Annotated in this window: 25 protein-coding genes; 10 read left to right on the top strand and 15 right to left on the bottom strand. The window is 72.2% G+C overall.

The annotated features are described in order from the left end of the window. Positions 1 to 383 precede the first annotated feature (383 nt). On the top strand, positions 384 to 1,154 hold the full coding sequence (locus AB0M83_RS02255; protein WP_364511165.1) for a lysyl oxidase family protein: 771 nt from the start codon (positions 384 to 386) through the stop codon (positions 1,152 to 1,154). Between the two features lie 60 nt (positions 1,155 to 1,214). Here AB0M83_RS02255 and AB0M83_RS02250 read toward each other — a convergent pair whose 3' ends face one another. Further along, positions 1,215 to 1,565: a hypothetical protein gene (locus tag AB0M83_RS02250; RefSeq protein WP_364511162.1), complete on the bottom strand. Its 351-nt coding sequence runs from the start codon at positions 1,563 to 1,565 to the stop codon at positions 1,215 to 1,217. Positions 1,566 to 2,084: 519 nt separating this feature from the next. On the opposite strand from AB0M83_RS02250, the gene AB0M83_RS02245 reads away from it, so the two are divergent. From AB0M83_RS02245 to AB0M83_RS02235, 3 genes are read left to right on the top strand one after another with little or no spacing between them, the layout of a single operon-like run. Further along, complete coding sequence (locus AB0M83_RS02245) at positions 2,085 to 2,318, top strand: phosphopantetheine-binding protein (RefSeq protein ID WP_364511159.1); 234 nt, start codon at positions 2,085 to 2,087, stop codon at positions 2,316 to 2,318. Beyond that, positions 2,315 to 3,562: a beta-ketoacyl-[acyl-carrier-protein] synthase family protein gene (locus AB0M83_RS02240; RefSeq protein WP_364511156.1), complete on the top strand. Its 1,248-nt coding sequence runs from the start codon at positions 2,315 to 2,317 to the stop codon at positions 3,560 to 3,562. The genes AB0M83_RS02245 and AB0M83_RS02240 overlap by 4 nt, the downstream gene beginning before the upstream one ends. Positions 3,563 to 3,600: 38 nt before the next feature. Continuing rightward, positions 3,601 to 4,494: an alpha/beta hydrolase gene (locus tag AB0M83_RS02235; RefSeq protein WP_364511153.1), complete on the top strand. Its 894-nt coding sequence runs from the start codon at positions 3,601 to 3,603 to the stop codon at positions 4,492 to 4,494. 21 nt (positions 4,495 to 4,515) lie between these two features. Here the strand turns inward: AB0M83_RS02235 and AB0M83_RS02230 are convergent, their stop codons facing one another. From AB0M83_RS02230 to AB0M83_RS02220, 3 genes are all read right to left on the bottom strand, one after another. Next, entirely contained in the window at positions 4,516 to 4,887 is a 372-nt protein-coding gene (locus tag AB0M83_RS02230; protein ID WP_364511150.1) for a hypothetical protein, read from the bottom strand. Position 4,888: 1 nt separating this feature from the next. Then, entirely contained in the window at positions 4,889 to 5,770 is an 882-nt protein-coding gene (locus AB0M83_RS02225; protein WP_364511147.1) for a hypothetical protein, read from the bottom strand. A 300-nt stretch (positions 5,771 to 6,070) separates the two neighbouring features. Next, the gene (locus tag AB0M83_RS02220; RefSeq protein WP_364511144.1) at positions 6,071 to 8,869 is read right to left on the bottom strand and encodes a BTAD domain-containing putative transcriptional regulator; all 2,799 of its coding nucleotides are present in this window, start codon (positions 8,867 to 8,869) and stop codon (positions 6,071 to 6,073) included. Positions 8,870 to 9,018: 149 nt separating this feature from the next. On the opposite strand from AB0M83_RS02220, the gene AB0M83_RS02215 reads away from it, so the two are divergent. Continuing rightward, positions 9,019 to 9,456, top strand: a complete 438-nt coding sequence (locus tag AB0M83_RS02215; protein ID WP_364511141.1) for a hypothetical protein — start codon at positions 9,019 to 9,021, stop codon at positions 9,454 to 9,456. Positions 9,457 to 9,474: 18 nt separating this feature from the next. Here the strand turns inward: AB0M83_RS02215 and bioB are convergent, their stop codons facing one another. Further along, complete coding sequence (gene bioB, locus AB0M83_RS02210) at positions 9,475 to 10,506, bottom strand: biotin synthase BioB (protein ID WP_364511711.1); 1,032 nt, start codon at positions 10,504 to 10,506, stop codon at positions 9,475 to 9,477. An 82-nt stretch (positions 10,507 to 10,588) separates the two neighbouring features. Between bioB and AB0M83_RS02205 the strand changes: the two genes are divergently transcribed. Continuing rightward, complete coding sequence (locus AB0M83_RS02205; RefSeq protein WP_364511138.1) at positions 10,589 to 11,143, top strand: TetR/AcrR family transcriptional regulator C-terminal domain-containing protein; 555 nt, start codon at positions 10,589 to 10,591, stop codon at positions 11,141 to 11,143. 38 nt (positions 11,144 to 11,181) lie between these two features. On the opposite strand, the gene AB0M83_RS02200 is transcribed toward AB0M83_RS02205, so the two are convergent. The 3 genes from AB0M83_RS02200 to AB0M83_RS02190 all read right to left on the bottom strand — a co-directional run bounded on the left by AB0M83_RS02200 (position 11,182) and on the right by AB0M83_RS02190 (position 13,627). Further along, entirely contained in the window at positions 11,182 to 12,105 is a 924-nt protein-coding gene (locus AB0M83_RS02200; RefSeq protein WP_364511135.1) for an NADP-dependent oxidoreductase, read from the bottom strand. Between the two features lie 97 nt (positions 12,106 to 12,202). After that, the gene (locus tag AB0M83_RS02195; protein WP_364511132.1) at positions 12,203 to 12,577 is read right to left on the bottom strand and encodes a MerR family transcriptional regulator; all 375 of its coding nucleotides are present in this window, start codon (positions 12,575 to 12,577) and stop codon (positions 12,203 to 12,205) included. Positions 12,578 to 12,604: 27 nt separating this feature from the next. After that, positions 12,605 to 13,627 carry an NAD-dependent epimerase/dehydratase family protein gene (locus AB0M83_RS02190; protein ID WP_364511129.1) on the bottom strand — a complete coding sequence of 341 codons (1,023 nt, stop codon included), beginning with the start codon at positions 13,625 to 13,627 and terminating at the stop codon, positions 12,605 to 12,607. Positions 13,628 to 13,683: 56 nt separating this feature from the next. On the opposite strand from AB0M83_RS02190, the gene AB0M83_RS02185 reads away from it, so the two are divergent. Continuing rightward, positions 13,684 to 14,127 (top strand): MarR family transcriptional regulator, encoded by a 444-nt coding sequence (locus AB0M83_RS02185; RefSeq protein ID WP_364511126.1) that lies wholly within the window; start codon positions 13,684 to 13,686, stop codon positions 14,125 to 14,127. 49 nt (positions 14,128 to 14,176) lie between these two features. On the opposite strand, the gene AB0M83_RS02180 is transcribed toward AB0M83_RS02185, so the two are convergent. Beyond that, complete coding sequence (locus AB0M83_RS02180; RefSeq protein WP_364511123.1) at positions 14,177 to 14,998, bottom strand: GAF and ANTAR domain-containing protein; 822 nt, start codon at positions 14,996 to 14,998, stop codon at positions 14,177 to 14,179. Between the two features lie 460 nt (positions 14,999 to 15,458). On the opposite strand from AB0M83_RS02180, the gene AB0M83_RS02175 reads away from it, so the two are divergent. Together AB0M83_RS02175 and AB0M83_RS02170 are read left to right on the top strand one after the other, a co-directional pair. Further along, a complete protein-coding gene (locus tag AB0M83_RS02175; RefSeq protein ID WP_364511120.1) occupies positions 15,459 to 15,827 on the top strand; it encodes an STAS domain-containing protein in 369 nt (122 codons plus the stop codon). Positions 15,828 to 15,922: 95 nt separating this feature from the next. Further along, complete coding sequence (locus AB0M83_RS02170; protein WP_364511118.1) at positions 15,923 to 16,456, top strand: ATP-binding protein; 534 nt, start codon at positions 15,923 to 15,925, stop codon at positions 16,454 to 16,456. A gap of 75 nt (positions 16,457 to 16,531) precedes the next feature. Here AB0M83_RS02170 and AB0M83_RS02165 read toward each other — a convergent pair whose 3' ends face one another. After that, positions 16,532 to 18,904: a penicillin acylase family protein gene (locus AB0M83_RS02165; RefSeq protein WP_364511116.1), complete on the bottom strand. Its 2,373-nt coding sequence runs from the start codon at positions 18,902 to 18,904 to the stop codon at positions 16,532 to 16,534. Positions 18,905 to 19,172: 268 nt separating this feature from the next. Between AB0M83_RS02165 and AB0M83_RS02160 the strand changes: the two genes are divergently transcribed. Further along, on the top strand, positions 19,173 to 19,478 hold the full coding sequence (locus AB0M83_RS02160; protein WP_364511114.1) for a hypothetical protein: 306 nt from the start codon (positions 19,173 to 19,175) through the stop codon (positions 19,476 to 19,478). Between the two features lie 32 nt (positions 19,479 to 19,510). Here AB0M83_RS02160 and AB0M83_RS02155 read toward each other — a convergent pair whose 3' ends face one another. The 5 genes from AB0M83_RS02155 to AB0M83_RS02135 are packed head-to-tail and all read right to left on the bottom strand — an operon-like array spanning position 19,511 to position 26,213. Further along, a complete protein-coding gene (locus AB0M83_RS02155; protein WP_364511111.1) occupies positions 19,511 to 20,320 on the bottom strand; it encodes a DUF3592 domain-containing protein in 810 nt (269 codons plus the stop codon). A 9-nt stretch (positions 20,321 to 20,329) separates the two neighbouring features. Next, a complete protein-coding gene (locus AB0M83_RS02150) occupies positions 20,330 to 20,857 on the bottom strand; it encodes a hypothetical protein (protein WP_364511109.1) in 528 nt (175 codons plus the stop codon). A gap of 52 nt (positions 20,858 to 20,909) precedes the next feature. Beyond that, positions 20,910 to 23,894 (bottom strand): hypothetical protein, encoded by a 2,985-nt coding sequence (locus AB0M83_RS02145; protein WP_364511106.1) that lies wholly within the window; start codon positions 23,892 to 23,894, stop codon positions 20,910 to 20,912. A gap of 1 nt (position 23,895) precedes the next feature. Then, on the bottom strand, positions 23,896 to 24,906 hold the full coding sequence (locus tag AB0M83_RS02140) for a hypothetical protein (protein WP_364511103.1): 1,011 nt from the start codon (positions 24,904 to 24,906) through the stop codon (positions 23,896 to 23,898). Then, a complete protein-coding gene (locus AB0M83_RS02135) occupies positions 24,903 to 26,213 on the bottom strand; it encodes a hypothetical protein (RefSeq protein WP_364511100.1) in 1,311 nt (436 codons plus the stop codon). The genes AB0M83_RS02140 and AB0M83_RS02135 overlap by 4 nt, the downstream gene beginning before the upstream one ends. Positions 26,214 to 26,245 lie beyond the last annotated feature (32 nt).

Below are 26,245 nucleotides of genomic sequence, written 5' to 3'. Positions count from 1 at the left end.
CCCGGAAATCGTCCGAAACGGTGTGGAATCCTGCGGTGGTCGACATCTTCGAAGGCCCCTTCGGCGTGAGTTCGCCCGCACGCTACCGACGAAACACCCGATACCGGCAGCACCTCAGCCCATCGGGTACACCTTCCCGCGTGGCTCTCCTTGCCCCACCACGTGTCCACTTAGGATTGATCGGGAAAATACCGACAGGACGGGCACAACTCTTGTTCATCAAGTACACGACTCTGGCGGCAGCGGCACTGCTGACCGCCGTCACCGGATCGGTCCCCCAGGCCGCCGCGGCACCCAGTCCGCTCTTGCCCGATCTCCGCCAGGCGCCACCGGGATGTCCGGGTGGATACGCCGGTGATCCCGGCCAGTGCCGGGACTGGGACGTGTGCCCGGTCGTCGATCCCGGCGCGCCCAACGGACGGTGCGCCGGCGAGGCCGCGGCGAAGGCCGTGCGACTGCGGTTCACCAGCTCGGAAGAGAACATCGGCGATGGACCGCTGTTGCTGTACGGCCACCGGGCCGGCACGAACGAAAGCACGATGACTGTCCGCCAAGCGCTGCGGAACAAGGCGGACGGCTCGATACCGCCCGACTACGCCTCGGCGCAACGCCCCACCCGGGCCTACACCTACTACGAACCGGCCATGGCCCACCAGCACTGGCACCTCATGAACTTCGAGCACTTCGCACTGATCTCGAAGCAGGGCAAGACCGTCGTCACCGACCGCAAGAACGGCTTCTGCCTCGGCGACCGGTTCCCGGTCGCCGACGTCGGCCGCCTCGGTCACGTTCCCGGCGGCACCGGCGCCGACGCGGAGCTCGCCGAGCGCCTGCGGGCGAACAACTGCCGCCACCACGAACCGAACGCCCTCGATGTGGTCGAGGGTATTTCGGTCGGCTCCGGGGACGACTACAAGTACGGGGTCGACTTCCAGTGGCTGGACATCACCCACGTGCCGTCCGGGACGTACGAGCTGGTGAACACCGTCAACGCCGATCGGACCCTGGCGGAGAAGAACTACGGGAACAACTCCTCCGCCGTCACCCTGTCCATCGAGTGGCCGCAAGGCGTCCCGGGGCCGAACCAAGCCGTCGGGAAGGCGCCGGTGGTCCGGTTCCTTCGCAGCTGCCCCGGGCAAGCACACTGCCCCTGACCCTCGGCCGACGGGGCCGGCCGCCGCGCTGGGGTCAGCACGGCGGCCGGCGATGGGCGATCAGTTGCCCTGGGCGGTTCCGCCGTCCGCGGCGCCGCTGCCCGCGCAGTTGTCCGGGGTCTCGCCCTCGGCCTCGCTCTCACCCGGCGACAGCACCGGCACGTTGACGCCTTCGGCCACGTCGCGCACCGGGACCTGGACGCCGAGCACGTTCACGTTGTTGTCGCACAACCCGACGGTGCCGTTGACGCTGTGCAGGGCGTCGAGGTTCTGCACGTTGGCCAGGCCGATCTGATCGTTGTGGTCGATCGGGTGACCGGCGACGGTCACGCCGGCCGCGGAGGCGGATCCGCCGAGGATCGCCATGCCGGCGGCGAGGGTGGTCGCGACGAATCCGAGCTGTTTGATCAAGAGAAGAACTCCTAGAGAGACCCGCCGGGTACAGCGGGAAATGAACGGTCCGGAAATCGCCGTGGCGGTTCGGTCCGCCACGGACGTCTTTTCGCGCCGGTCCGGCGACAGCACCGGGACACCGATGCCGCCGCGGGATCCGCGCCGGAGCGGAACTTACTGAGGCGGTGCGGGTCGATCCAGCCGGTGCCACCGATCGTGTAACCGGCCCGAGTCCCTGACCGGGGATTGCTACCCCCGAAAGGGTTTTCGCGCGCATGACCGGCTCCGACTGGGACCTGTGCGGCCGACGAACCACCCGCGGCCACCCGGTCGGGACACCTCCGCACTCGTGGCAGGCCGGTGACGTGGGCGAACCGAAGATCCGCCCATTCGGCGCCTCACCCGATCGAGTCAACAAAGCGGGACTTTTCCCGGGAACGCGTATAAAAGACGTTCCGCGGGCATCTGCTGATGCGCCTCTTCGTCACCGCAAGCAGGTGCGTCCGCCCCACAGCCGGAATGGAAGCCGAGAACAGAGTGTCCGCCACCGAAGAGATCACGACTTTCCTCACCAGGGATTTCGGCGTGCAGCCGGTCGACGTGCGCCCCGATGCCGCGCTGCGTGAGCTGGGGATGGATTCCCTCGCCCTGGAAGAACTGCGCGTGCTCCTCGAGGAACACCTGGGCATCGATCTCGAGGACGTCCAGCTGACGTCCCGGGAGACCGTGGGACAGCTCGCGACGGCCGTCGACGAGAAGCTCGCGGCGTGACCGCGCGCTCCCGGGACCGGCTCACCGCGGCGGTGACCGGCATCGGTCTCGTCACCGCGGCCGGGGTCGGGGCCGAAGCCACCTGGCGCGGCGTGACCGGGCCCGGCGGCGCCACCGGCGTCCGCCACCAGGAAGAGCTTTCCGGCCTGCCGTGCGATTTCATGTACACCGTCGACGACCTCGACCCCGGAAGTGTCCTGGGCATCCCGGCCGTGCGGATGATGGACCGGTTTTCCCAGCTCGCGGTGATCGCGGCCCGGGAAGCGGTCGCGGACGCGGGGCTCGACACCTCGGTGTGGGACTCCGGCCGGATCGCGGTGGTCATCGGGTCGGCGCACGGCGGCCTTCCCTTCTACGACCAGCAGAGCACGGTCCTCGCGGAAAAGGGCGCGCGCCGGGTGTCGCCCAAACTCGCGCCGATGACCACGGTGAACAGCGCCGCCAGCAGCGTCTGCATGGACCTCGGGGCACGAGGTCCGAGTTTGAGCGTCTCCACCGCGTGCTCCTCCGGCACGGTCGCGATCGGCACCGCCCTGCAGATGCTGCGCTCCGGCGCGTGCGACGTCGTCATCGCCGGTGGCGCCGAATCCGTGCGCTCGCGCCTGCTGATCGCCAGCGCCTGCCAGATGCGGGCCGTCTCCACGCGCACGGACGACCCGTCGACGGCGTGCCGCCCGTTCGACGCCGACCGCGACGGTTTCGTCGTCGGCGAAGGAGCCGGCCTGGTCGTCCTGGAGCGACCCGGGCACGCCGCCGCGCGAGGTGCCCGGGTCCGGGCCGCGATCGCGGGCTACGGCGCTTCCAGCGACGCCTACGCGGCGGTGGCACCGGATCCTGAGGGCAACGGGATCGAACGCGCGCTGCGGACCGCCCTGGAAGACGCGGACGTCGCCCCGGCCGACGTCGGCCACGTCAACGCCCACGGCACGTCCACCGTGATGAACGACCTCATCGAAGCGACCGTGCTGCACCGGGTCCTCGGCGACCAGCCGCTCGTCACCTCCACCAAGGCGATGACCGGGCACGCGCTCGGCGCGGCGGGCGGCATCGAAACGGCGTTGACCGTCTTGGCGCTGGAGCGGCAGTCGGTGCCGCCGACGGCCAACCTCCGGACCCGAGACCTCCGGATCCCGATCGACGTCGTCGCCAAGGAAGCGCGGCCCGCGGTGTTCGAGTGCGCGGTCAAGACGTCGATGGGGTTCGGCGGCCACAACGCCGCCCTCGTCCTCACGAAGAGCTGCTGAGCACGAGCTCGACGCCGTCCCGGAGCAGGAAGCGGAGCATGCACGAGGAAGTTGTCCGTTCGCTGGTCGTCGGCCGGACGCGGTTCAGTTACCGGCTCCTCCGGCAGCACGCCCCGCGGACCGAGCCGGTGATCGTGCTCGGCGGCGGGTTCCAGGGCAGCCACGGCTGGCCCCACATGGAAGACCGGATCACCCCGGTGGCGAGCCTGGTGACCGCGGACCTCCCCGGCGTAGGAGCGTCGGACCCACCGCCGCCCGGAGCCGATACCGAGTTCATGTCCGCCGCGGTCGACCGGATCATCGACGACCTCCAAGTCCCGCGGGTCAACCTGTTCGGCTATTCCTACGGCGCGGAACTCGCCTTCGGCTGCGCCCGGCGCAACCCGGGCCGCATCGCGCGGCTGATCCTCGGCGGAGTGGTTTCCCACACCAGCGATGCCCAGCGCGCATCGGTGCGCCGGGCCGCCGAGTACCTCGAAAACGGTGACACGGAAAGCTTCGCGACCCTTGCCGCGCAGATGCAGCTCTGCCTGGACGAGGACCGCCACATCCCGCGACGTGCCCTGGTTTACCGGTACGTCAGGCGGTCGATGCTCCACGTCGCCGTCCACGTACCCCACGCGATGGACTCCCTGCGCCGATCGCTGATCGGCGGCCCGTCCTTCGAGGGCGGCCTGTCCGGGGTGCCGGCGCTGGTGTTCACCGGGGAACACGACTCGATCACCAGCCCCGAACTGCAGCGCGAGTTCGCGGCCACGCTACCGGGCAGCCGGTTCCTCACGCTCAAGGATTCCGACCATTGGGTCGTCCTCGAGCGGGCGGCCGACGTCGCCGACCTGGCCACCCGCTTCTTCACCGGCCAACCCTTCGACTCCGCTCGTTACGTCGCCACCCTGACCTCGGCCGAGGACCGAGTGAGCAGTCCCGGCTGAAGGCGTGCCGGTGAACCCCGGTCACCGCAGCGAGTTCAGGAACTCCGCGCCGAAGTCGTGGTCGTCGTCATCATCGTCGTCGTCCGGAGCCGGCTGCGACAGGTCGAGCACCGCGAGGGCGGCGATCTCCGCCCTCGTCCGGGCTTCGGCCCCGTCGACGGCCGCCTGTCGTTCGTCTTCGGGGAGGGCGTTCCACGCGTCGATCTCCGCGTGTGCCGTTCCGAGGGTCTTTTCGCTCAGGTACGACCGGTGGAGCAGGTCCTCCGGCTTCGCCCGGCCGGCCAGGACGTCGCGGGCGAAGTCCGCCAGGTCGCCGTCGCCGCGGGCCAGCAGGACCAGCTGGTTGTGCCGCGCGAGCCGGCCCTGCGCGGTGCGCCAAGGTGAGATTTCCACGTCACGTCCCCGGGTGCTTGTAGGGCTCGCCCGGCCAGGCCTGGGCGGCTATTTCGCCGTTGCCCGCCACCAGCTCGGACACCGACGCGACCGAGTGCGCCAGCGCGGTGAGCGTGTCGATGGCGGCGCGCAACGGGCTGGCCTCGGCCAGGACGCCGGCGATCGCCTGGCGCACGGACTCGCCGTCACCGAGCCCGACGATGCCGAGCAGCGCCAGCTCCAGGGCCTTCCCGAGCTTCAGCACCTTGCTGAGCACCGCGTCCAGCAGGGACTCGAGGGCCATGTCGAGGGCCTGCATGGCGTTGTAGGCCGCGCGGGCGAAGTTCTTGATCTTCCAGCCGGCGTCCGTGCAGAACTTGGCGTGCGCGGCGCAGGCGTGGGAGTAGTCGGTGAGCCAGGCGCGCGCGGCTTCCCCGGCGTGCCCGGTCCAGCGTTCCTGGATCCCGAGGCGGCCCCGGTCGATGTTCTGCTTGATCTTGCCGAAGGCGAGCCCGGTGTCCTCGAACACCATGCCCTGGCGCAGCAGCAGGTCCCAGTCGCCGGTCACCAGCTTCTCGACGAAGGTCAGCAGGTCGGTCCCGATGATCTTCGTCAGCAGGCCGCGCACCGGCCCGGAGATGGCGGCCCCGCCCGCGATCTTGTCCGCGATGCGCTGGAGCTCGATGTTCCAGCCGCCGAACGCGTCCTCCGCCGGGGTGAACGACCACGGATACGGCTCGCCGGTCCGGGGGTTGAGTGACGCGTTGTCGAAGTCGGTGAAGGCCGCGGCGGTTTCCGGGGAGACGACGTCGTCGGCGACGACCCGCTCGGAGTGCGTGTCCGGATAGGACCGGTCGGCCTTCGCCGCGGCCTCGTGGTCGGTCTCGCGGTACAGCTTGGCCACGGCGACGAGCGCGGTGTCGAAGGCGTCGGCCAGCGATGCGGCCTTGCGGTCGTTGGCGAGGCACAGCGCCTGCCACTGGTCGAGCGGCTGGGCGAGCAGGTTGACCAGCAGCCCTTCGCCCAGCTCGTTCGGGCCGTCGGTGGCCGCCGCCGCGTAGAGGCCGGCCGCGGAGCCCGCCCGCCCGGCGAGCGCGCCGAGCTTCTGGATCGCGTCCGGGTCGGCCCTGAAATCGGTGCTGATGGTCGTTCCTCCGGGTTCCGTGGTCGGGTGAAGTGTCCACGCCCGACCGGCCGGACCGGTTTAGTGCCCCGTGTGACCTTCGAGCTTGGCCCGGACCCGCTCGGCATCGGGGTGCTCGAGCCGGTCGAGGATCACCAAAGCGTGCTCCCGGGCCTCGCGGGCGAGGTCCGCCTGCCCGGCGGCCTCATGGGTGTCGCCCAGGTGGGACAGGGTGATCGCCTCTTCGCGATATTCGCTGAGGTCCCGGTACAGGTCGATGGCGTGCCGGTAGCAGGCGACGGCTTCGACGTGGTCGCCGAGGTGGTGGTGGGCGTAGCCCAGGCTGTCCCACGTCAACGCCTGCCCGCGGCGGTTGCCGAGCTCCCGGAGCAGTGTGAGGGCCTGCCCGCAAGCGACGAGAGCCTGTTCGTGGTCCCCCAGCAGGGCATGGCACCAGCCGACCGTGGCGAGGGTTTCGGCTTCACCGCGCCGGTTCCCGGCCGACCGGAACAGCGCCAGCGCCCGCCGGGCGTGGTCGAGGGCCTCGTCGTGGCGGCCTTGGCGCTCGAACACCAGGGTGACGTTGTGGTGGGTCTGGGCCTGCGCCGACCGGTCGCCGGACCGCCCGTACATGTCGAGGGCATGCCGCAGGTGGGTGTGGGCGTCGTCGAGCCGGCCCAGCTGCGTGCAGGCGCGGCCGAGGATGCGGTGGGCGCAGGCGGCCAAGGAGGGATCACCCAGCCTCGCGGCCGCGGCCAGCGCGACGTGCTGGGTCGCGGCGTAGTCGTGCCAATGGCCCTGCCGGTCGAGGAAGTCGGCCATGGTCCAGGCGAGTTGCCAGGCGTGGGTGTCCCAGCCGGTCGCGGCGGCGTGGTCGAGAGCGGCGAGCAGCACGGCGTGCTCGGTGGTGAACCAGTCCAGCGCCCGCACGTGGCCGGCGAGGTCTTCGGGCAGCACGCCCGGCTGCGGAGGAAGCAGGGCGGCCGGGAGCGGATCCCGTTCCGGGCGCAGCAACCGGGCGGCCGCGTGGGCGGTGTGCACGTAGTGGTCCAGAGTCCGGTGGAGCGCGGTGCGGCGCTGCTCGCCGGCGTCGACGAGCTGGGCCTGTTCGGTCGCGTAGGCCCGCAGCAGGTCGTGGAAGGTGTACCGCCCGGGGGCGTGCTCGACGATCAGGTGGGCCTGGGCCAGCTCGGCCAGCAACGTCCGCGCCCGCGCCCGGGGAAGGCCCGCGAGACTGGCCGCCGCCGGCTCGCCGAGATCGGGGCCGGGGTGCAGGCCGAGCAGCCGGAACAAGCGGGCCGCCGCGGGGCCCAGCTGCCGGTAGGACCACGAGAACACCGCTCGCGCGTCGGTCGCCGGGTCCACGCCGGCGAACTCGTTCAGGCCACCTCGGGTCCCGCGCAGCTCGCCGGCGAGCGCGGCCAGCTCGAATCCGGCGTGGGTCGCGGCGCGGGCGGCCACGATCGCCAAGGCGAGCGGCAGCCGCGCGCAGGCGGCGATGATCTCGTCCACCGCCCGGGGCTCGGCCGCGACCCGGCCGGCACCGAGGCGCCCGGCCAGCAGCTGACGCGCTTCGGCGACCGGCAGCAGGTCCAGCGGCAGCGGGTGGGCGCCCTCGGCGACCAAGCCGATGAGCTGGCTGCGGCTGGTCACCACCACGACGCAGCCGGACCCCCCCGGCAGGAGCGGCCGGACCTGCTCCGCGTCGCGCGCGTTGTCCAGCACCACCAGCACCCGCCGCCCGGTGAGCAAGCTCCGGTACAGGCCGACCTGGGCGTCGAAACCGGTCGGGATCCGCTCCGCCGGTACCTCGAACGCATCGAGGAACCCGCGAACGGCGTCGGCGGGCGCCACGGGCGCTCCGCTCGGGTCGAAGCCCCGCAGGTTCACGTACAGCTGGCCGTCGGGGAACTCGGCACGGACGCGGTGGGCCCAGCGCACCGCCAGCGCCGTCTTGCCGACGCCGGCCGTTCCGGACACCGCGGAGATGACCGCCGTGGCCGGCCGGTCGCCGGTCACCTCGAGCAGGCCGTCCAGCTGCCGCAGGTGATCGCCGCGGCCGGCGAACCCGAACGTGTCCGGCGGGAGCTGCGCGGGGCCGGCCACCACTTTCGCGGTCGGGAGCGCGGGTTCCGGTCCGGCCGGTGGCAGGCCGCCGGCCAGGATCGCCCGGTGCAGCGAACGGAGTTCGGGGCCGGGGTCGGCGCCCAGCTCGTCGGCCAGCCGTTGCCGGATGGCGGTGTACCGGTCGAGGGCCTCCGCACTTCGCCCCACCGCGCACAGGGAGCGCATCAGGAGGGCCTCGAGGGGTTCCGCCAGCGGGTACTCCGCGACCAGCTCGGGCAAGGCGGCGAGCACCGCCGCGGGCCGGCCGAGGCGGAGCGTGATCCGGGCCCACGAGACGACCGCGTCCAGCCGTTGCCGGTACCAGCTGTCCCGTACCCGGGCGACCCACTCCCCCGGAAGACCGGCCAGCGGAGGCCCGCGCCACAGCCCCAGTGCCTCACCGAGCGCGGCGGCCCGGCCGTCGTCGTCGCGCCGGGAGTCGCGGCCCTCGCCGGCCAGCCGGCGAAACCGGTGCAGGTCCACCAGTTCCGCGTCGATGTCCAGCACGTAACCGGCGTGGCGGCGTTCCACGCGCGCCTCCGGACCGGCCTGCCGCAGAAGCCGGCGGATCCGGCTCAGGTACGAGTACAGGACGTTGCGCGCTTCGGCGGGTGGCGAGTCGTCCCAGACCCGGTCGATCAGCGTCTCGATGGTGACGGGTCGGCCCGCGTCCACGGCGAGCGCGGCGAGCACCACCTGCAACCGTGGTGCTCCGACGTCCACGCGCCGGCCGTCCGCCCGCAGCTCCACCTCACCCAGCAGACGGAGCTCCATGGGCCCACGCTCCCGGCTGTGCGATGCGCTGCCGTTCCCTCGCTCAATGCTCGCCCGTCCTCAAGGACGGCGCAAGGTCGGCGAGCAGGCTCGCGCCGGACCATCGGGGAACGGCGGGACTCGCCGCCGCCCTGCCTCAGGAGGACCGGATGACCCGGACGTCTCTGCTCGCGAAACTCACCTTCCTGCCCGCCGTCGCGCTGGTGGCCGCCGGCTTGACGGCCGTCCCGGCCTCGGCCGCGTCCGCACCGGCCGAACCCACCGCGCGGAGCACGGTCCGCCAGGCGGAGGATTCGCCCTTCCTCTTCAGTTACACCTTCAACGGCCACTTGAAGGTCGCCGGCGGCGATTTCACCCTCGGCGGCGAGGTGTACCTGGCCGTGAAGCTGAACAACGGGACCGTGTGGTTCAGCACGCACGTGATCGCGCAGCCGCACTCGATCACCCCCGGCGGCACCTTCTACGTGGAAACGACGATCGCGGCCCCGTGCGCGCCGGGCGACAACGGGTACGCCCGGGCCTACGACTACGCCACCGGCACGTGGTCGCCCAGGCTGCCGGTCGCCATCTGCCAGATCATCGACTGACCGGCGCGGTAGCGCCGCTCAAGCGTTCGGCGAGACCGCGGTCCCGGCTCCGCGCGCGCGGATCGGCACGGATGTCCGGGCTTCGGCTCGCGCGGTGCCGAGGACCTCGAAGCCGGCGTCGGCGATCATGTCCAGGTCGGCCCGGGCCGCCTGCCCTTCGCTGGTGAGGTAATCCCCGAGGAACAGGGAATTCGCCACGTGCAGCGCCAGCGGCTGCAGGGAGCGCAGGTGCATCTCCCGTCCGCCCGCCATCCGGACCTCGGTCGCCGGGCAGGCCAGCCGCACCAGGGCGAGGATCCGGAGCGCCCGCAGCGGGGAGAGTTCCCACGTGTCGGCAAGGGGCGTGCCGTCGAACGGCATCAGGAAGTTGACGGGGATCGAGTCGCTGTTCAGCTCACGCAGGGCGAAGATCGCATCGATCAGCTCGTCGTCGGTCTCCCCCATGCCGACGATCACGCCGGAACACGGGGAAAGACCGGCCGCCTTGGCCTTTTCGACGGTCGCCACGCGGTCGTCGTAGCCGTGGGTCGAGCAGATTTCGGCGTAGCGCGATTCGCTCGTGTTGAGGTTGTGGTTGTAGGCGTCGACGCCGGCGTCGCGGAGGCGCTCGGCCTGGCCTTCCTTCAAGATGCCGAGGCACGCGCAGACTTCCACGTCCGCGTGGGCGGTTTTGACCGCCTCGACGACGCCGGCGACGCGGTCCACGTCGCGGTCGCTCGGGCCGCGTCCGCTCGCGACCAGGCAGACCCGGGACGCACCGCCTTCGATGCCGGCCGCGGCCTGGCGGACCGTTTCCTCGGCCGACAGCCAGGAGTACTTCAGGATCTGCGCGGACGACCCCAGTCGCTGCGAGCAGTAACCACAGTCTTCCGGGCACAGCCCCGACTTGAGGTTGACCAGGTAGTTGACCTTGACCTGGTTGCCGAAGTACGCACGCCGGAGTCGTCCGGCCGCGGCGACCAGGCCGAGCACCTCACTGTCGGGCGTCGCCAGCACCGCACGCGCCTCGGCTCGGTCGAGGACACCGCCGGCCAGCTGGCGAGAGGCCAGGTCATCGTAGGTTTTGAACACCTATCAAATCCTAGGTGGGCGGAGCGGGGCAGGCAAGGGCCCCGGTTCGGCGGCGGGCACAATGACGTGGGTGAAGGTGACGCGAGCCCAGATCGTCGACCGGGCGTACGACCTCCTCCGCGAGCAGGGGCTGAGCACCCTGTCCATGCGGCGGGTGGCGTCAGACCTCGGCGTTCGGCCCGGCGCGCTGTACTACCACGTCGCCAGCAAGCAGGAGCTGCTCGCCGTGGTGGCGACGCGCGTCCTCGAGGACTTCCCGGCTGCGGCGGCTGATGTCCGCAGTGCCGCCGAGGCCTTCCGGACAGCACTGCTGAGCGTCCGTGACGGCGCCGAAGTCGTGTCGTTCGTGCAGGCGTACCGGCCGGAGATCGTGACCCCGACGCGGACGTTGAACCGGCTGTTCTCGGCGCGGCTCGGCCCGCGCCACGCCGACTGGGCGGCACGGACCGTCGTCCACTATGTACTGGGTTTCGTCGCGGAAGAGCAGAACCGGGCCGAACTGCTGCACGCCGGCCTCATCGAGGAGCCGCCGGCCGACGCCGGAAAACCGGCTGAGGCCTTCATGTTCGGCGTGGATGCCATCCTCAACGGACTTCCGCGGCCCGCCGGGACCTGAACCGGCCGGCGGGTGGAACCGCGAAACCGGAAGTCGTCTCAGGTCACCTTGATGACGACCTTGCCCGAGGTGTGACCGTTCTCGACGGTCGCGAGGGCGGCCGGGGCGTCGGACAACGGGTGGACCGCCGTGATCGGGGGCGCGAGGACCCCGTCGAGCGCCAGCCGGGCGGCGCGCTCCAGGTTTTCGCGATCGAGGCGGCGCTCGACGAAACGGCCGCCGATGCCGGCCACGGACTGATCACCCACGGCGATGACATTGCGGGGGTCACGGGCCAGCGGGGCGACCGTCCGCAGCGAAGGGCCGCCGACGAGGTCGACGATCCCGTCGAAGCCGCCGGGAACCAGCTCGCGGGCCGCGGCGGCGACGTCCTGCGTGGTGTAGTCGACGAAGCGCACCCCGACGGCCTCGGCCGGCTCGCGCTTGGCGGCGCTGCCGGTGCCGACCACGTGCAGCTCGCGCGCCGCGGCCAGCCGGGCGACCGCGAGGCCGACCCCGCCCCCGACCCCGTTGACCAGGATCGTGGCGCCGGCCGGCAGGCCGAGCTGGTCGAGCGCGTCGACCGCGGTCGTCCCGGCCACCGGCAGCGTCGCCGCCACGGTCGCGGACAGACCCGCCGGGATGCGCGCGGTGTTCGCCGCGGACAGCACCGTCGTCTCGGCGTAGGTGCCGCCACCGGTGAGCGCGAAGCCGAAGACCGCGTCCCCGACCTCGAGCCCGTCGACGTCTTCGCCGAGGGCGAGCACGGTTCCCGCCGCTTCCATGCCCAGCACGAGCGGGAACGGCCGCCCGCCGTCGAGCCCGGGGACCAGACCCGCGCGCAGGAGGTGGTCGAGGGGGTTCACCCCGGCGACGTCGACCCGGATCAGCACCTCACCGCGCCCGGGAACGGGATCGGGACGATCGAAGAACTCCTGCACTTCGGGCCCGCCGTGCCTGCCGAAACCCCATGCCTGTCCCATTTTCCGCGCCTTTCCGGGTGACGGCCCGGTCGATCCGGGCTCTGCGGCCATCCTGACCGCTGACACCGGTGTCAGGGGCAACCGGCTGAGGCGCGGGTCACACCGTCAGGCCCAGCTTCGCCCGGTGCCGGCTGTTGGCGCTGAGCAGCAGGTCGAGCGCGTCCCGGGTCTCGGCCAGGTGCGCGATCTCCGCGTCGATCCGGTCGCGCTCGCGCTTCATCGTCGCGAACGTCTCCTCGGCGACGGTCAGGTCACCGGGGACGTCCACGCACGGCAGCACCGTCGCGATCACCCGACTGGACAGGCCCGCCTCGAACAGCTGCCGGATGAGCGACACGCGCTGGACCTCGGCGTCGGAGTAGTGCCGCTGCCCGGCGGTGGAGCGGGTGCTGGTCAACAGGCCCTGCGCTTCGTAGTACCGCAGGGAGCGCGGACTCACGCCGGTGCGCCGGGACAACTCGCCGATCCTCATGCTTTTAAGTACGCCGACGCGGTCGCGTTACTTCCCGGCACCGGCGGCGAGGATCGAGCGGGCGGTGTCGAGGATCGTCTCCTCCACCTCACGGCTCTTCCACCCGAGGACGTGGTGCGCCTTCGAGCTGTCGACGAGCCGTTTGCGGCCCAGTTCGTGGCGCACCATCGCCAGCTGCGGGTTGAAGTGGCCGAGGACCTTCACGGCGAAGTCCGGCATCCGCCGGGTAGGCACCTTCCCGGCTCCGGCAGGCAACGCTTCGCGGATGATCCGCGCCAGGTCCGCGTACCACAGGAAGGTGCCGGACCCGAGGAAGCGCTCCCCGGCGGCGGAGGCGTTCGTCATGGCGAGGATGTGCAGCTCGGCGACGTCACGCACGTCGACGACGTTCCACCCGATCCTCGGCAGGGCCGGCAGCTTCCCGTGGACGAGGCGGCGGACGACGTCGATCGTTCCCGGCCGGTCCGCGGCACCCACCGGCGGACCTTGCATGAAGGTCGGGAGCACCGCGGTCAGCTCGAGTCCGGTGGCGGACGCGATCTCCCAGGCGTCCCGCTCGGCGAGGATCTTCGAGTCGGGGTACACGTGCGCCGCGTCCTGGGCCGGCGACGACCGCATCGTCTCGGTCGCGGGTGTCTCGGGATCATCGGGGACGGCCGTCACCCCCGAGGAGGTCAGGACGACCCGCCGGACGGCGGCCCGCGCCGCCTCGAGCACGCGACGAGTGCCCTCGCGGGCGGTCTTGATCAGGTCGGCACCGGTGTCGAACGGTGTCGGCGAGGCGGTGTGCAGCACGTGGTCGGCGCCGGCGAGCGCCGCGTCCCAGCCCTCGTCGTCGAGGAGATCCGCGCGGAGGAGTTCGACGGAAGCAGCGGCCTCCGCACTCGTCCGCGCGCCGATCGCGGCACGAAAACGCCCGGTCTTCGACGGGTCCCGGACCGTCGTCCGGACGTGGTGGCCACGTTCGAGCAGCCCGCTGATGACCCAGCCCGCCAGGTACCCCGTTCCGCCGGTGACGACGACGGTGCTCCGCTCGTGCTCGTTCGCCATTTACTCCACCTAACTCATTGAATATCTCAACGAGTTTCCAAGCTACCATGGACCGCATGCCGAGCGAGACGAAATCCGGCGCCGGGTCCGCCGACGCCCTGCGGAAAGCCGAGATCATCCGGCGGTTGATCGAGGTCGGGGACACCGCGCGGGCGATCGTCGCGACCACGCTTCGCGAAAGCGGCGCCCCGAGCTCGGCCTCGGACCTGCTGTGGGCCTTGGCGACCAGTGAGACACCGATGACGCTTCGCGAGATCGCGGCGAGGCTGGGACGCGACCCGTCCACCGTGACCCTCACGGCGGACAAGCTCGAAACCGCGGATCTCGTCACCCGCCGCCCCCACCCCACGGACGGCCGGAAGCGCACGCTCGTGCTCACCGATCGCGGCCTCGGCCTGTGGAGCACCCTCCGCGACCGTCTCCACGCTTCGGACCTGTTGACGGAGCTGAGTGCAGACCAGCAGCGCGCGCTGCTCGAGCTGCTGCGTCACCTCGGCTGATCCACACCACATTGACCCCGCGAACCCCTGAGGGTTCGCCGACCGGGGTTCAGCCGTCGAGTTCCCGGTGCCGTTCGGTGAGCGTGTGAGCGAGCTGGACGAGCTTGACGTTGAGCTCCTGGGACGTGCGCCGCAGGATGTCGAAGGCGTCGTCGGCCGAGATTCCGCGGCGGTTCATCAAGATTCCCTTCGCCTGACCGATCACGTCGCGGCTGTCGACGGCCTGCTCGAGCTGCTGCTGCCGGAGCGCGGAGGCGGTGTGCGCGGCCGAACCGGCCAACGCGAGGGAAGCGTGGGAAGACAGGATGAGCGCGTGGTCGACGGCGGCGTCGCCGAAGGCGCCGGTCCGGCGGCTGTAGAGGTTGATCGCGCCCGGCGGCAGGTCGGACTTGCGGTCGGGCAGCAACGTCGTGGCCAGCAAGGAACCGAAGCCCAGCCGCGCGGCCTGAGAGCCGAACTCGGGAAACGCGTCGGAGGTCGCGAGGTCGTTGGTCAGGGCATGACCCGGGCCTTCGTGGCGGGCCGCCTCGAGACACGGGCCCTGCCCGGTCCGGTACTGGATGCGGTCCAGCTCCTCGGCCGCCTCGCCGGTGGCGACCGGGGTGTGGAAGGTGCCCTCGGCGGAGCGGAGCGTGATGCTGACCAGATCCGCTTCCGGCACGATCCTCAGTGCCGCGGAAACGACGAGTTCCATCGCGTCGTGCAGCGACTCCGCATCGAGCAGAACGGCGGCGAGAGCACCGAACTGCCGGGCCAGCGGTCCGTCGGCGGCCACGGTGCACCGGTTCCAGTCCGCACTGCCCAGGTCGGCGCGGAACGCGGCTCGATCGGCTTCCCAGTGGTCGTCGGTCTGCGCGTCGACGTCGCTCACCGTGGTCCTCCTCCGTCGCCCGGTCGCCGGGCACTGACTCCGACACCGTACCGACCCGTGGTTCGGCGTTCCCGCCGCAGCGGTGTGCATTCTGCAAAGTGCGGGTGCGCCGGCGAGTGAGGCGAGGCGGCCCCACCGGCCGCAGGTTTCGACCGGTGGGGCCTAAGTACTGGTGTTCTGCGCGCAGAGAACCAGACTCGAACCGGGTCTACCCCATGGCGCAACGAACTACACGTCTGATCGCAGTGCGGTGTTGGGCCGATCAGCGGATCGTCCCGTAGCGGGAAGGGGCCACTCGTGGCGGTGGCGGGCTGTGGGTGCGTAAAGTGATCGACGAAGGGTTGACATCACAGCCTCTCGCTTCAGCATCCGTTCTCGGCTGCCGCATCCCCACCTCTCCGGTGGCGATCGGTCGCGCCCGAGCGCGGATCCGTCGAGAGAAGCCAGAGAGCGGTCACCCATGACCCTGCCCGCCGCGCCGCCGGACCAGTACTTCAGCATCGTCACCGAGACGCGCGACGACCTCGTCGTCGTCCGCGCCGCGGGAGAACTCGACCTCGTCGCCCGCCCCGTGCTCGACGCCGCGCTGGCCCACATCGATGCGGGCGGCACCCGCGTCGTCGTGGATTTCGCCGCGGTCACCTTCTGCTCGTCCACCATCTTGGGCGTCCTGGTCGCGGCGAGCCTGCGCGACGGCCGGCTGACCGTTGTCGCCCGGCATCGCGCGGTCCGCCGGCCGCTGGAGCTGCTGGGACTGGAGCAGCACCTGACGATCGTGCCGGATCTCGACACGGCGCTGCGCGGTCATGACCCCGCTCGGCTGGCCTGACCGAGGAAGGTCACGAATAAGAAACGGACTTCATGGGCAGTTCCCTGCTACGAGTTCGCGACTGAGGGCGCGAGCGCAGGCAAGAAGGGAAGATCGTGTACAGACACACTTCCGAGCCGCATTTCCACCGTGACGACGTCGACGCGGAGCCCGTCGAGGCCGCCGTCCCGGCCAGGTCCGGCGGTCCGGTCGACCGCCCGGGCCGGGCCAGTTTCGAAGAACTCGTACCGGCTCTGGACGACGAAGCCGCCGCCTTGCGCCGGCAACTGGCGCTCTGGCTGGAAGAACTGCCCCTGGATGCCGACAGCGGCCACGACATCATCTTGGCCGCCTACGAAGCACTGGCCAACGTCGTCGCCCACGCCTACCCCGGCGAACGGGGCTGGATCCGGCTCTACGCCGAATGGTCCGGGGACGTCCTCACCGTCGTCGTCTCCGATACCGGGTGCGGTGTCCCCGAAGAACCGCGGCGTGCGTCGGGCGCCTCCACGTCCGGAGGCCGCGGGCTCCTCTTGATCGACAAGGTCACCGATCAGCTGCACGTCGAAACCGGGAAACACGGAACCCGCGTGACGATGATCTGGCGCCCGGCCGCGCTGCGGCACGCACCGGCCCCCCGCGAAGGGTGACCGCGCCGGCGCCGGGTGAAGTCGACGCCGTACCGTGCGCCGCGAGCCTCGGCGGGTGACCGGCGCTGCCGGATCTCAACGCCCGGCCGGCTCCAGCCGGATCCGCACGTCGAGATTCCGCTCCACCTCACTCCGGCTGTAGAGCAGCGGGAACGACCCGCCCGAAGCCCAGAGCCCGTTCAGATCGCTGTAGTGCGGGCTGCGCGGATCCCCGGACTGCCCGGGCGCGTTGATCGCCGCCGAGCCGTTCCAGTTGCCCACGTCCAGCGCCATCTTGAACGTCGCCCCGATGATCTGGGCGTACGTCAGCGGGTGGAAGAACGACGGGTGGATCGTGTGGTAGGAGCCGCCGACCGGGGTCGGGCCCACGTTCGGGCCGCCCAGGGGGTGCTTGAACTCCTGGTGGTGCAGCGATCCCCAGTGCCACGTCGACGTGTCGCTGCCGAGCTGGCTCGCGACGTCGCGGAACGCCACCGGGAGCGAGTCCAGGATCAGCTTGTCGCGCACCGCCGCGCCGTCCGGGCCGAGCCAGCCCGACGGGTCCGTGAAGGAGGCGATGATCAGGCTGAAGTCGGGGTTGATCGTGCGCACCAGCGCGTCCGCGGCCGCCTGCGGCAGTACCGCGTGCGCCCACACGTAGTGCAGGTACTTCATGATCCACGTCTCGAAGAGCGCGGCTCCCGGCGACTCCACCGACGCGACGCCGTCGTAGCCGCGAAGCAATTCCAGCGCCTTCGCGGTGTCCGGGTCCGATGAGGACAGTCCTCGCACGAACTCGAGGAGCTGGGTGGCCACCAGCGACTTCTCGTCCTTCTGCAACGCCAGGGAGTCGGCGACGGTCGCGTTCGGCCGGGACTCGATCAGCTCGTCGATGCGCTGCTTGCGGTAGGGCAGCTGCCATTCGTAGTTGGACACCACCGGGTGCCCCGGCGGGATGTTGAAGTCGTTGGCGGAGGCGAAGTACCCCGACGCCGGGTTGTACTGGCCCGGCAGTTCGCTGTTCGCGTGGAAGCCGTTCCAGTCGTAGCGCCCGTCACCGGGGACGGGCAGCAGGCCGTCGTAACCGGCGCCCGTGCGCCGCGGCGTCAGCCCCGCCGGGACGTAACCGATGTTGCCGCGCACGTCGGCGTAGGCCAGGTTCGAGCCCGGTGTGCCCCACTTTCGCATGCCCGCGGTGAACTCGCCGAAGTTCGTGGCCCGCTGGTAGTTCAGGCTGCCCAGGTACGCCGAAGCGCCCGGTTGCGTCCACGCCGTGCGGACCGCGAACGCGCGGTGCGCCGCCTCGTCGACCTTGACGACCGGGCCGTGCCGGGTGAAGGACAGCTCCCTCGTGACGGGCGTGCCGCCGCGCACCGGGATGGACTCGGTGACCGTGGTCATCCGCTCCCAGCCGGCGCCGTAGCGGTAGCGGGTGTGGTCGTTCGGGTCGAGCTCGTAGACGTAGAGGTCGGTCTGGTCGATGGGCAGGTTGGTCAGGCCGAACGCGATGTTCTCGTTGTGCCCGATGGCGATCCCCGGGTTCCACGGCTCACCCGCGCCGGCGAGGTTCAGCCCGGGAGCCGACAGCTGCGCGACGTACCGGCCCGAGGGCAGGGCGTCCGCGCCGCGGTGCGGGTCGTTGGCCAGGATCGGGCGGCCCGACGCGGCCCGGCCCGGCCCGATCGCCCAGGCGTTGCTGCCGGCGGTCGCGTCGGCGATGTCCTTGGTCTCGGTCCGGAAACCGCTGCCGGTGAAGTTCACCGCGGCGGTCGCGAGGTCGTACACCTTGAGCACGTCGTCCGGCACCGAGCACGGGTCGAGCCCCGCGGGCACCGCCGCCTCGTGGTCCGGGTGCAGGGAGCGCAGGTAGCGGCTCGCGCCGGGGCCGGCCAGGCAGACGAGTTTCGCGCGGGCGGCCTCCCACATCAGGTTCTCGCCGATGGCGTGCGTGCGGATCCGCACCACGTCCTGCGGGCGCCAGCGGGCGGGCTGGTAGCCGAGCTTGGCGAACTCCGGCGGGAGCGCGGCGGGGTTGCGGCCCAGCCAGTCGACGTAGGAGTTGATGCCCTCGGCGAACCGGGTGGCGGCGAGCCTGCCCTCCGGTCCGTAGGACGCCCACTCCGCGTCCATGTCGCCGCGGTAGAGGAAGAGCCGGGCGGCCCGGTCTTGCTCCACATAGGACGGACCGAGCACGTCGCTGAGCGTGCCGAGCCCGCGGCGGCGCCAGGTGTCGACCTGGAACAGCCGGTCGCGGGCGATGTTGAAGCCCTGCGCGAAGAAGAGGTCGCTGGTGTCGGCCGCGTAGATGTGCGGCACGCCCCACTTGTCGACGAGCAGTTCGACCGGCCGGTGCAGGCCGGCGGCCGCATAGGTCGGGCCGGTCGCCGCCCGGACACCGGGGACCGGCGCGAGGAGAAGCACGACCAGGGCCAGGAGCAGGCCGCGGACGACCGGCCGGCGTGTAACCATCGTGATCTCCTCGTTCGGGACTCGGGACCGGGTTGTCCGATATGTCTACCGGCGTCCGACGCGGTCCGACGAGCCCCTTAGGGGTCGGCGGCGCCCGTCGTAAGCCACCGGCCCGTGCACACAGTCCCCTCCCCATGCGGCGTCCGCTCCGATTCGTCGCCGCGCGCACGCCCGTAACACCACCCCTCTTGGTAGCGCCTGACGCCACAATCAATTCGCCGTCGCGCTGGCTCCGGATACCCACGTCCTCGCACGGACCGTCGCGTGTGTGCTGTCGCTTACGATCACCGGCCTGACCCTGCATCTCTTCGCCCGGCATCGGCAAGGAGAGATCACCGACGCGCACTGGCTGGAAAAGTACGAAATCGAGCGGTATGGCCGCGGTCTCGCCCATGGCCGCACCTGGCAGTCACACCGAAACGCGACCAACGCCGACGCGGGTTGGCTGACATCGTGGACGAGATTCGGCAGCTTCAGGCTCTGGTCGATCGGACTATCGCTCTTCGGTATCTTCTCCTTGGTGGTCCTGATCATCAGCGCCGTCGCTCCGCGAGCGCTGCAACGCTCGCCATAGCTCGTCGGCCTCGCAACGACAGGGCTCGGCGGCTAGCCGAAGAACGATCCCGGGAACGCCGACCCCTCCGGTTCCACCAGCACGTTCTCCGGGTCTTGCGGGTCGTACCGCACGCTCACCGCCGAGCCGCTCGACGGCGCTTGGAACAGCGGGGTCACCATCGTCGCCACCACCGTGCGCTCCCCCGTCTCCGTCGGGTACCGGACGTGGACGACGAACCGCGGGTTGCCCATCACCCAGACGTTCGTGAACTCGACCTGCACCACCCGGCCGGTCACCCGCCGGCCGCTGTGGCGCAGCCCTTCCACCCGGTCCTCCGCCTCCGCCTCGCGCAGGAACGTCCGCAGCAGCACCACGATCGTCACCAGCGCCACCAGTGCCGACACCGCCGGCACCAGGTACGGCTCGTAGTACACGACCCAGTCCACCTCGGACCAGGGCTCCGCGCGGCCGTCGAGGAACGGCAGCCGCTGCCCCACCGACTCCGGCGGGGTCCACGACGGGATCGCGACGCCGCTGCCCAGCGCCACGCCCAGTGACGCCGTCAGCGAGCTCGCCCGGAAGCCGAGGCCGAGCCGGCTCAGCGACATCCCCGCGCCCCACAGCATGGCGAACCCCAGGGACGACGCCACCGTGATCGCCACGCTGAAGAACAGCACCAGCGATACCGTCGGGCCCGCGTCGGCCCCCCACGCGTCGACGCGGTTCAGCGACATCAGCCGGAAGCCGTCCAGCAGCCCGAGCGTCCCCGACCAGCCCGCCGCCGCCCAGGCGAGCGTCGTCGGGATCCCGAGCAGCCACAACCGGCGGTTCGGCCGGGGGGAATCCGCGAACGCGAACACCGCGGCCGCCTAGTCGATCGGGCCGAACACGGCGACCTTCGCCGGGTCGGCCGGGTCGACGCGGGCCTCGTGCCGGGTACCGGGCGCGTACTGCTGGATCGTCGCCTGCGGCGCGATCAGCCGGGTCACCGTCCGGTAGGGGGTGCCGCCGGCGCGGGTGACCTCGAGCGTCGCGGTGTACTGCGCCTGCCCCGCGACCGTCCGGCCGGTCGGCTCCAGGGCGCGGATCACCAGCGTGGCCGGCTCGCACGTGTCGTACAGCCGCCGCAGTTCGGTGCCGTAGGCCTGCAGCTCCTGCTGCTGGCGCAGCTGCTCCTCCGGCGGGAGCGCCATGAACGCCGCCATGTCCGGGTCGGCGGTCAGGCCCCGCAACGCTTGCGCGGCCAGCTGCGGCGTCGGCAGCTGCGGGGTGATGTCGTGCCCCTGCGCCGCCGCGGCCTGCCGGAACTGCTCGGCGTGCTGCCGGAAGTCCTGTGCGCCGCGGGCCATGCCCTGCTGGGTGGCTTCGTCGATCTTGTCGCGGATCTTCTTGAACATCGGTCCCGCCTTTCGCTGTGTGGTGTGCACACAGCTTCGGGCGGGCCGGCCGCTACCGAACCCAGGTTTGCCCGTCGTCGGAGGCATCGAGGCAGGTCAGCGCCGCCCAGAAGACCGGTGAGCGCGCGGGCTCGGCCCGTTCGCGCCAGTCCGCGAGCCGGCTTCGCTGCCACGCGCACAGCTCGGCGACCGGGTCGTCACCGGCCAGCGCCGTGTCGGCGGCGATCACCAGCTCGGCCATCGGGTCCGCGCCGGGCACCGCCGCCGACGTCGGCAGCGCCCACACCGTCGCGGCCACCAGCCGGGCCCCGGCCGCGACGGCCGCCAGCAGCACGCCGAACGGCTCGGCCAGGCCGAAGTCGCTCGCGCTGGCGCAGCCGATCAGCGCCACCCGCGCCGGCATCGCGTCCACTTCGGACAGTGCGAGATCCGCGGCGGTGAAGGGCCGGTGCGCGCCGATCGGTGCGGCCGTACCGGGCAGTCCGGCCGCGCAGGACAGGTGCAGCGCCGTCTGCGCGCCGTGGTCGTCGCGGACCCGGCTGACGTGCCCGACGAACACCAGCCGTGAACACGGCTCGGCCAGCAGCCGCGCGAGCAGCCGCCGGTCGGTGTCGGTCCGGCGGACCAGGTCGAGACCCCGCGCGGCGGCGGGCCGGACCGGGCCGTCGGCGAGCCGCGCGTCCAGGTGGCGGATCAGCGGCGACGCGGGATCCTGCTTGCCGAGCACCGAGCCCAGCTCGCCGAACGCGCTCTGGCCGGGGATCCGCGGGTCGAGCAGGTACACGGGCGGCCCGGGCGGCGCCGGGGGCCGGCGCGGGATCCCGGCGGGAGCCAGCAGCGAGACGTCGGCGACGTCGAGGACGCGCTCGTCGCCGTCGAAGCACCGGCCTTCCTCGCCGGGTTCGAGCACGCGGTCCGGCCGCCGGTCGGGCAGCGCGAGCAGGCCCCACGGCACCGCGGCGAGGCTCGGCGACGGCTGGACGCGCAGCAGCGGACGCCGTCCTCCGGCGGCCGCCTCCCGCAGGCGTGCGACGAGATCCGCCGGCAGCAGGTTCAGGCCGAGAACCCGGGCCAGCCGTTGTTCACCGGCGAAGCTGCCGAAAGCGGCCATGGCCCGCCCGACGGCGTCGGAGACGCTTTCGCCGTCGTGCGGGGTCGGCGACGCGGCGTCCAGGTACTCACGCGCCGTCGCGACGAGCGCGGCGTCGACCGGGTGGGTGTGGACGTCGTCGAGGTCGCCGGTGGTCCGCCAGGTGAGGTAGGTGTGCCCGGCGTCGGCGTAGCGCAGGAGGAACGTCTCGCGCCCGGCGGCCGGCCACGTGCACACCGCCGGCGTTCCGGACCGGGGCGAGGAATACCGCTCGGCGGCGACGTCGAGCCAGCGGTCGAGCTCCATCGGCGAGTCCGGGGACCACCGCAGGGCGGGCGGCGGGGCCAGGCGCAGCGGCAGCGACGACGTGACGCTGCCCAGCGCGGCGAGCGGAAGCCGGTCGCCGCCGGGCGCCGCCTCGAGCGGGGGAACCGTCCCGGTCAGCTCGACGGGCGCCGCACCGGCCTCCGTGTAGGCGCCGACGGCACAGGTGCGTTCGACCAGCTCCGCCGCCAGCCTCGGCTCCCGCAGCCGGGTCAGCAGCACCATCAGCAGTTCGGTCGCCGGCCCCGCGACGTCACGTGCCCACGCCGTGCGGGCCCGCGGCGACGCGAACTCGTACCGGTAGTCCGCCGCCGCCAACGCCAGCGGGAGCAGCAGGTCGAGCACCGCGCGCAGGTCGTCGCCGCGCGCGTAGCCGATCGTGGCCGCGACGAAGTCCGTGTGCAGGCACTCCAGCCACTCGCCGGACGCGCGCGCCGAACCCCGCGCGCGCGTCGCGTGCTCCCCGGCCGTCTCCCAGTCGCCTTCCGCCGCCGCGCACCGGGCCAGCGCCACGTCGAGCCGGCGCAGGCCGGGCAGGTCTTCGTGGGCCGCCCAGAGCTTGCCCGCGTGCTCGAACTGGTCCCGCGCCTGCCGGACGTCGCCGGCGAGCAGCAGCAGCGTTCCCAGCGCGTGGCTCGCTTCCGCCACGTCGCCGGTCGCGCCCGCCGCCGCGAGCTCGTCACGCGCGGCGACGATCGCCTCGACCGCACCCGGGAAGTCCCCGCCCGAGGCACGGTCCGCGGCCAGGTCGACGGCGAACTTCGCGGCGTGGTCCGCGGTGAGCCGGACCAGATCGGCGCGCGCGTCGGCGTCTTGCCCGCCGGCCCGGCGAAGGCGGGCGCGTTCGGCCTGGGCCATCGCGCGCAGGGACACCACCTGGTCGCCGGTCCCGGTGTCGAGCGCCGCCAGGATGTCCTCGAGTGCGGTCAGCGCCCCGGCGGGATCGCCGGCGGCGACTTGGACGCGTGCCTCGAGGATCCGCAGCTCCAGCTCGTCGGTGCCGTGCAGGTCGAGCAGCTCGGGCGGGTACTGGTCGGGTCCGGCCGCCTTCCGCAGGGCCGCCCGGTGCCGCTGTCCCGCGATCAGCTCCCGGGCCCGCGCGACGTCACCCTCCTCAGTGGACAGGGAGATGCGCACGCGATCCGCCACCTCACAGGAGCCTTCGATCATCCGCACCTCGGCGTACTGTCCGAAGTGGACGGCAGAGGCCGCACTCAGCCGGAAGGCATCGAGGACGGCTTCGGCGCACTGCCGGGCATTGCGCAGGTCGCCCGCGGAGTAGCAGACGGTGGCCAGGTCGCTGACGGCGGCGAGTTCGAGGTCGCTCCGGTCCAGCTGCCGCGCGATCTGCCGCATCCGGCCGTACTTACGCTGCGCGCCGGCGATGTCCCGGGCCGCGGCGAGCCGCTTGGCCTCCTGCTGGACTTCGACGGCTTCGCCGAGCAGCCGCTGGTACTCGGCCTCGGTCAGGGAACAAGCGGGCAGTGCGCCGTAAGGAGCCGGGTCCAAGCCGAAGTGCGTGGCGACGCACCGGCAGTTGTAGCCGTGCGAACTCGCCCCGGCCAGCTCGGCCGGCACCGGCCGGTCCGGCGGGGTGAGCGGCGGCGGCAGACCCACGACCATGTCAGAACTCCCCCTCGGTGGCCGCGCGCTCGGCCAGCGTCCGGGCCTCCGGTGGCAGTGCCTCGCGCGTCCGCACGAGCGACACCACTTCAGCCCGGTCGGCCTCCGTCGTCCCGTCGATGTCCTCGGCCGTCACGCCGACGACCAGTCCGAAGTGGACAGACGGTACGCGGTCCAGGTCGACGGCACCGGCGAACCGTCCGACACCCAGGTGCAGCGGGACTTCCGCGACCACCTCGCCGTCGCGGGTCGCGAACGCGGACAGCGCCGCGTCGGCGAACGCCCCGGCGACCTCGACCTCGAGGCGGGTGGCTGTGGGCGCCGCGACGACCCGCCAGGTCACGGTGTCCTCCGCGGCGTCGAGGACGCCCGGTGGCACCCGCGCCCAGTCGACACTGGCCCGGCCCTCCGTCAGGACGCCTCCTTCGGACCCGCCGGATCCGGTTCCCGCCGCCAGGGCGTACTCGCGCTGCCCCGGCAGCACGGCGACCGCCAGCCGGTCCGCGGCTTCGGCGCGCACGACGTCGTCCTGGTCGTCGAACCAGGACGACAGCCGCCGGCTCAAACTGCGGACTTCGTCGGCGACGGACGTCGTCGCGAGCCCGTCGACGGCGGCGTCGAACAGTTCCCCGGGCGTGGCTTCGAAGCCGTCGAGCATCCCTTCGGCGAGGTCCTCGACCGCCGCGGTGGCGACGGCGGCTTCCAGGTCGAGCAGCGCCGGGTCCAAGGACGGAATCCCGAGCGCCGTGCTCGCGGGCCACCACCGGCGGGCCCACAGCAGCAGCGCGAGGGTGGCCAGTTCGGGCCGGGCGGGGACGTCGACGTGGCCGGACGCGAGGGCCTCGAGGGCGTGCTCCGCGCCGACGAGCCGGGTCAGCCACGGTTCCGCGGCCCCGGCGTCGGTGAGTTCGACGCGCATCGAGCCGGGCGCGCCGGCGAGCAGGCCGGCGAGGGCGAAGCGGACGAGGCCGCCGTCCGCCGCGACGACGGGGGTGTGCACCGGGTGCGTCACGAGACGGCCTCCAGCTCCGGCAGGCGGGCCACGAGCGCACGGCGCACCTTCGTCCGCAGGTCCAGCGAGGTCGATCGCACGACGCCGGTGACGAGAGCACGCACGTCCGCGGCGTCGGCCGGGAGGTCGCCGCGCACGTCGAAGCCGTGCAGGCGGATCCACAGCCGGCCGAGGAACTGCTTGCCGAACTCCCGCAATTCGCGCACCAGCTCGGCGTCGGGACGCGGGGTGAGCGGTGTGGTGCCGGCCAGCGCCCGGCGGGCGTGGAGCACGTACCCCTCGCGCGCGACCTGGGCGTTGAGCTGCCGCGCGAATCCGGGAGCGGACCCGGGCGCGACGCCGTCGAGCGGCCGGAGGGCGGGAGCGAGGACGACGCCGAGCGCGAAACACGTGGCCAGGGCGGGCAACCCGAGCCCGAATCCGGCCGCGACCCGGCGGACTTCGTCGTCGACGAGGTCGGCGACGGGACCCCGTTCGCCGGCGGGGAGCCGCCGCAGGGTGGCGCGCACTCGCCGTTCCACGCTGCGTTCGAGGAGCTCAGGACCGGCTTCGTCCTGCCGGCGCAGCGGCGGGACGGCGGTGCGGTCCCCGCGCTGCAGACCGAGATCCGGGGCCGGTGCACCGGAAACGGCTTCGGCGGCGCGGGCGAGCGCGCCGGCTCCCCCGGGCCGGCGCAGCGCCAGGCCGAGGGCGTGCCCCGCGGCGGATCCGGCCAGCCACGCGGTATCGGTGAGGGTTTCGGCGAATGCGCCGAGCAGCGCCACGGCGTCATCCGGCTCGAGGCCGGCGTCGGTGTGCCAGCGGCGGTGCAGCCCGGCGGTCAGGTCCGCGGCCGCCCGGGGATCGGCGAGGTACGCGGTCAGCTGCGCGACGCCGGCTTCGCCGCCTTCGCCGTGCAGCTCGCGCAACGCGGACGCGGCGGTCTCCGGCGCGTCCGGGCCCGGCATGCCGCACCCGGTCGCCAGCTCGTACGCCAAGGGGAAGCAGACGTCCTGGACGTTGCCCGCGGTGATGCGCAGGGCCCGGCGCTGCCGCTTGAGGTGCCCGAACCACGCGGCGGTCGCCCGCAGCCGCGGCGCGTCGGCGAGCAGCAGCTCGGTGAGCTCGTTCGCCGCGGCGGGTTCCAGCAGCGGCCGGCCCAGCTTCGGCCGGGCCGCGGTGCGGACGACGAGCGGGTCGATGATCTTCTTGACGGTGCGGGTCAGCGGGCCGCCGTCGCCGGCCGACAGGACCTCGACGCCGGGGATCCGGTGCCACGCTGCCTCGAGCACGGCCGAGCGCAGCCGGAGCTTGCCCGATCCCGTCACCGCCACCCCCTCCTCGAACGCACCTTACGTGA

Origin of the sequence: Amycolatopsis sp. NPDC051106 (assembly GCF_040682775.1) — a bacterium.
GTDB lineage: Bacteria > Actinomycetota > Actinomycetes > Mycobacteriales > Pseudonocardiaceae > Amycolatopsis.
Note: the sequence above shows the minus strand (reverse complement) of the source record. Positions and strands in the feature narration are given on the sequence as shown.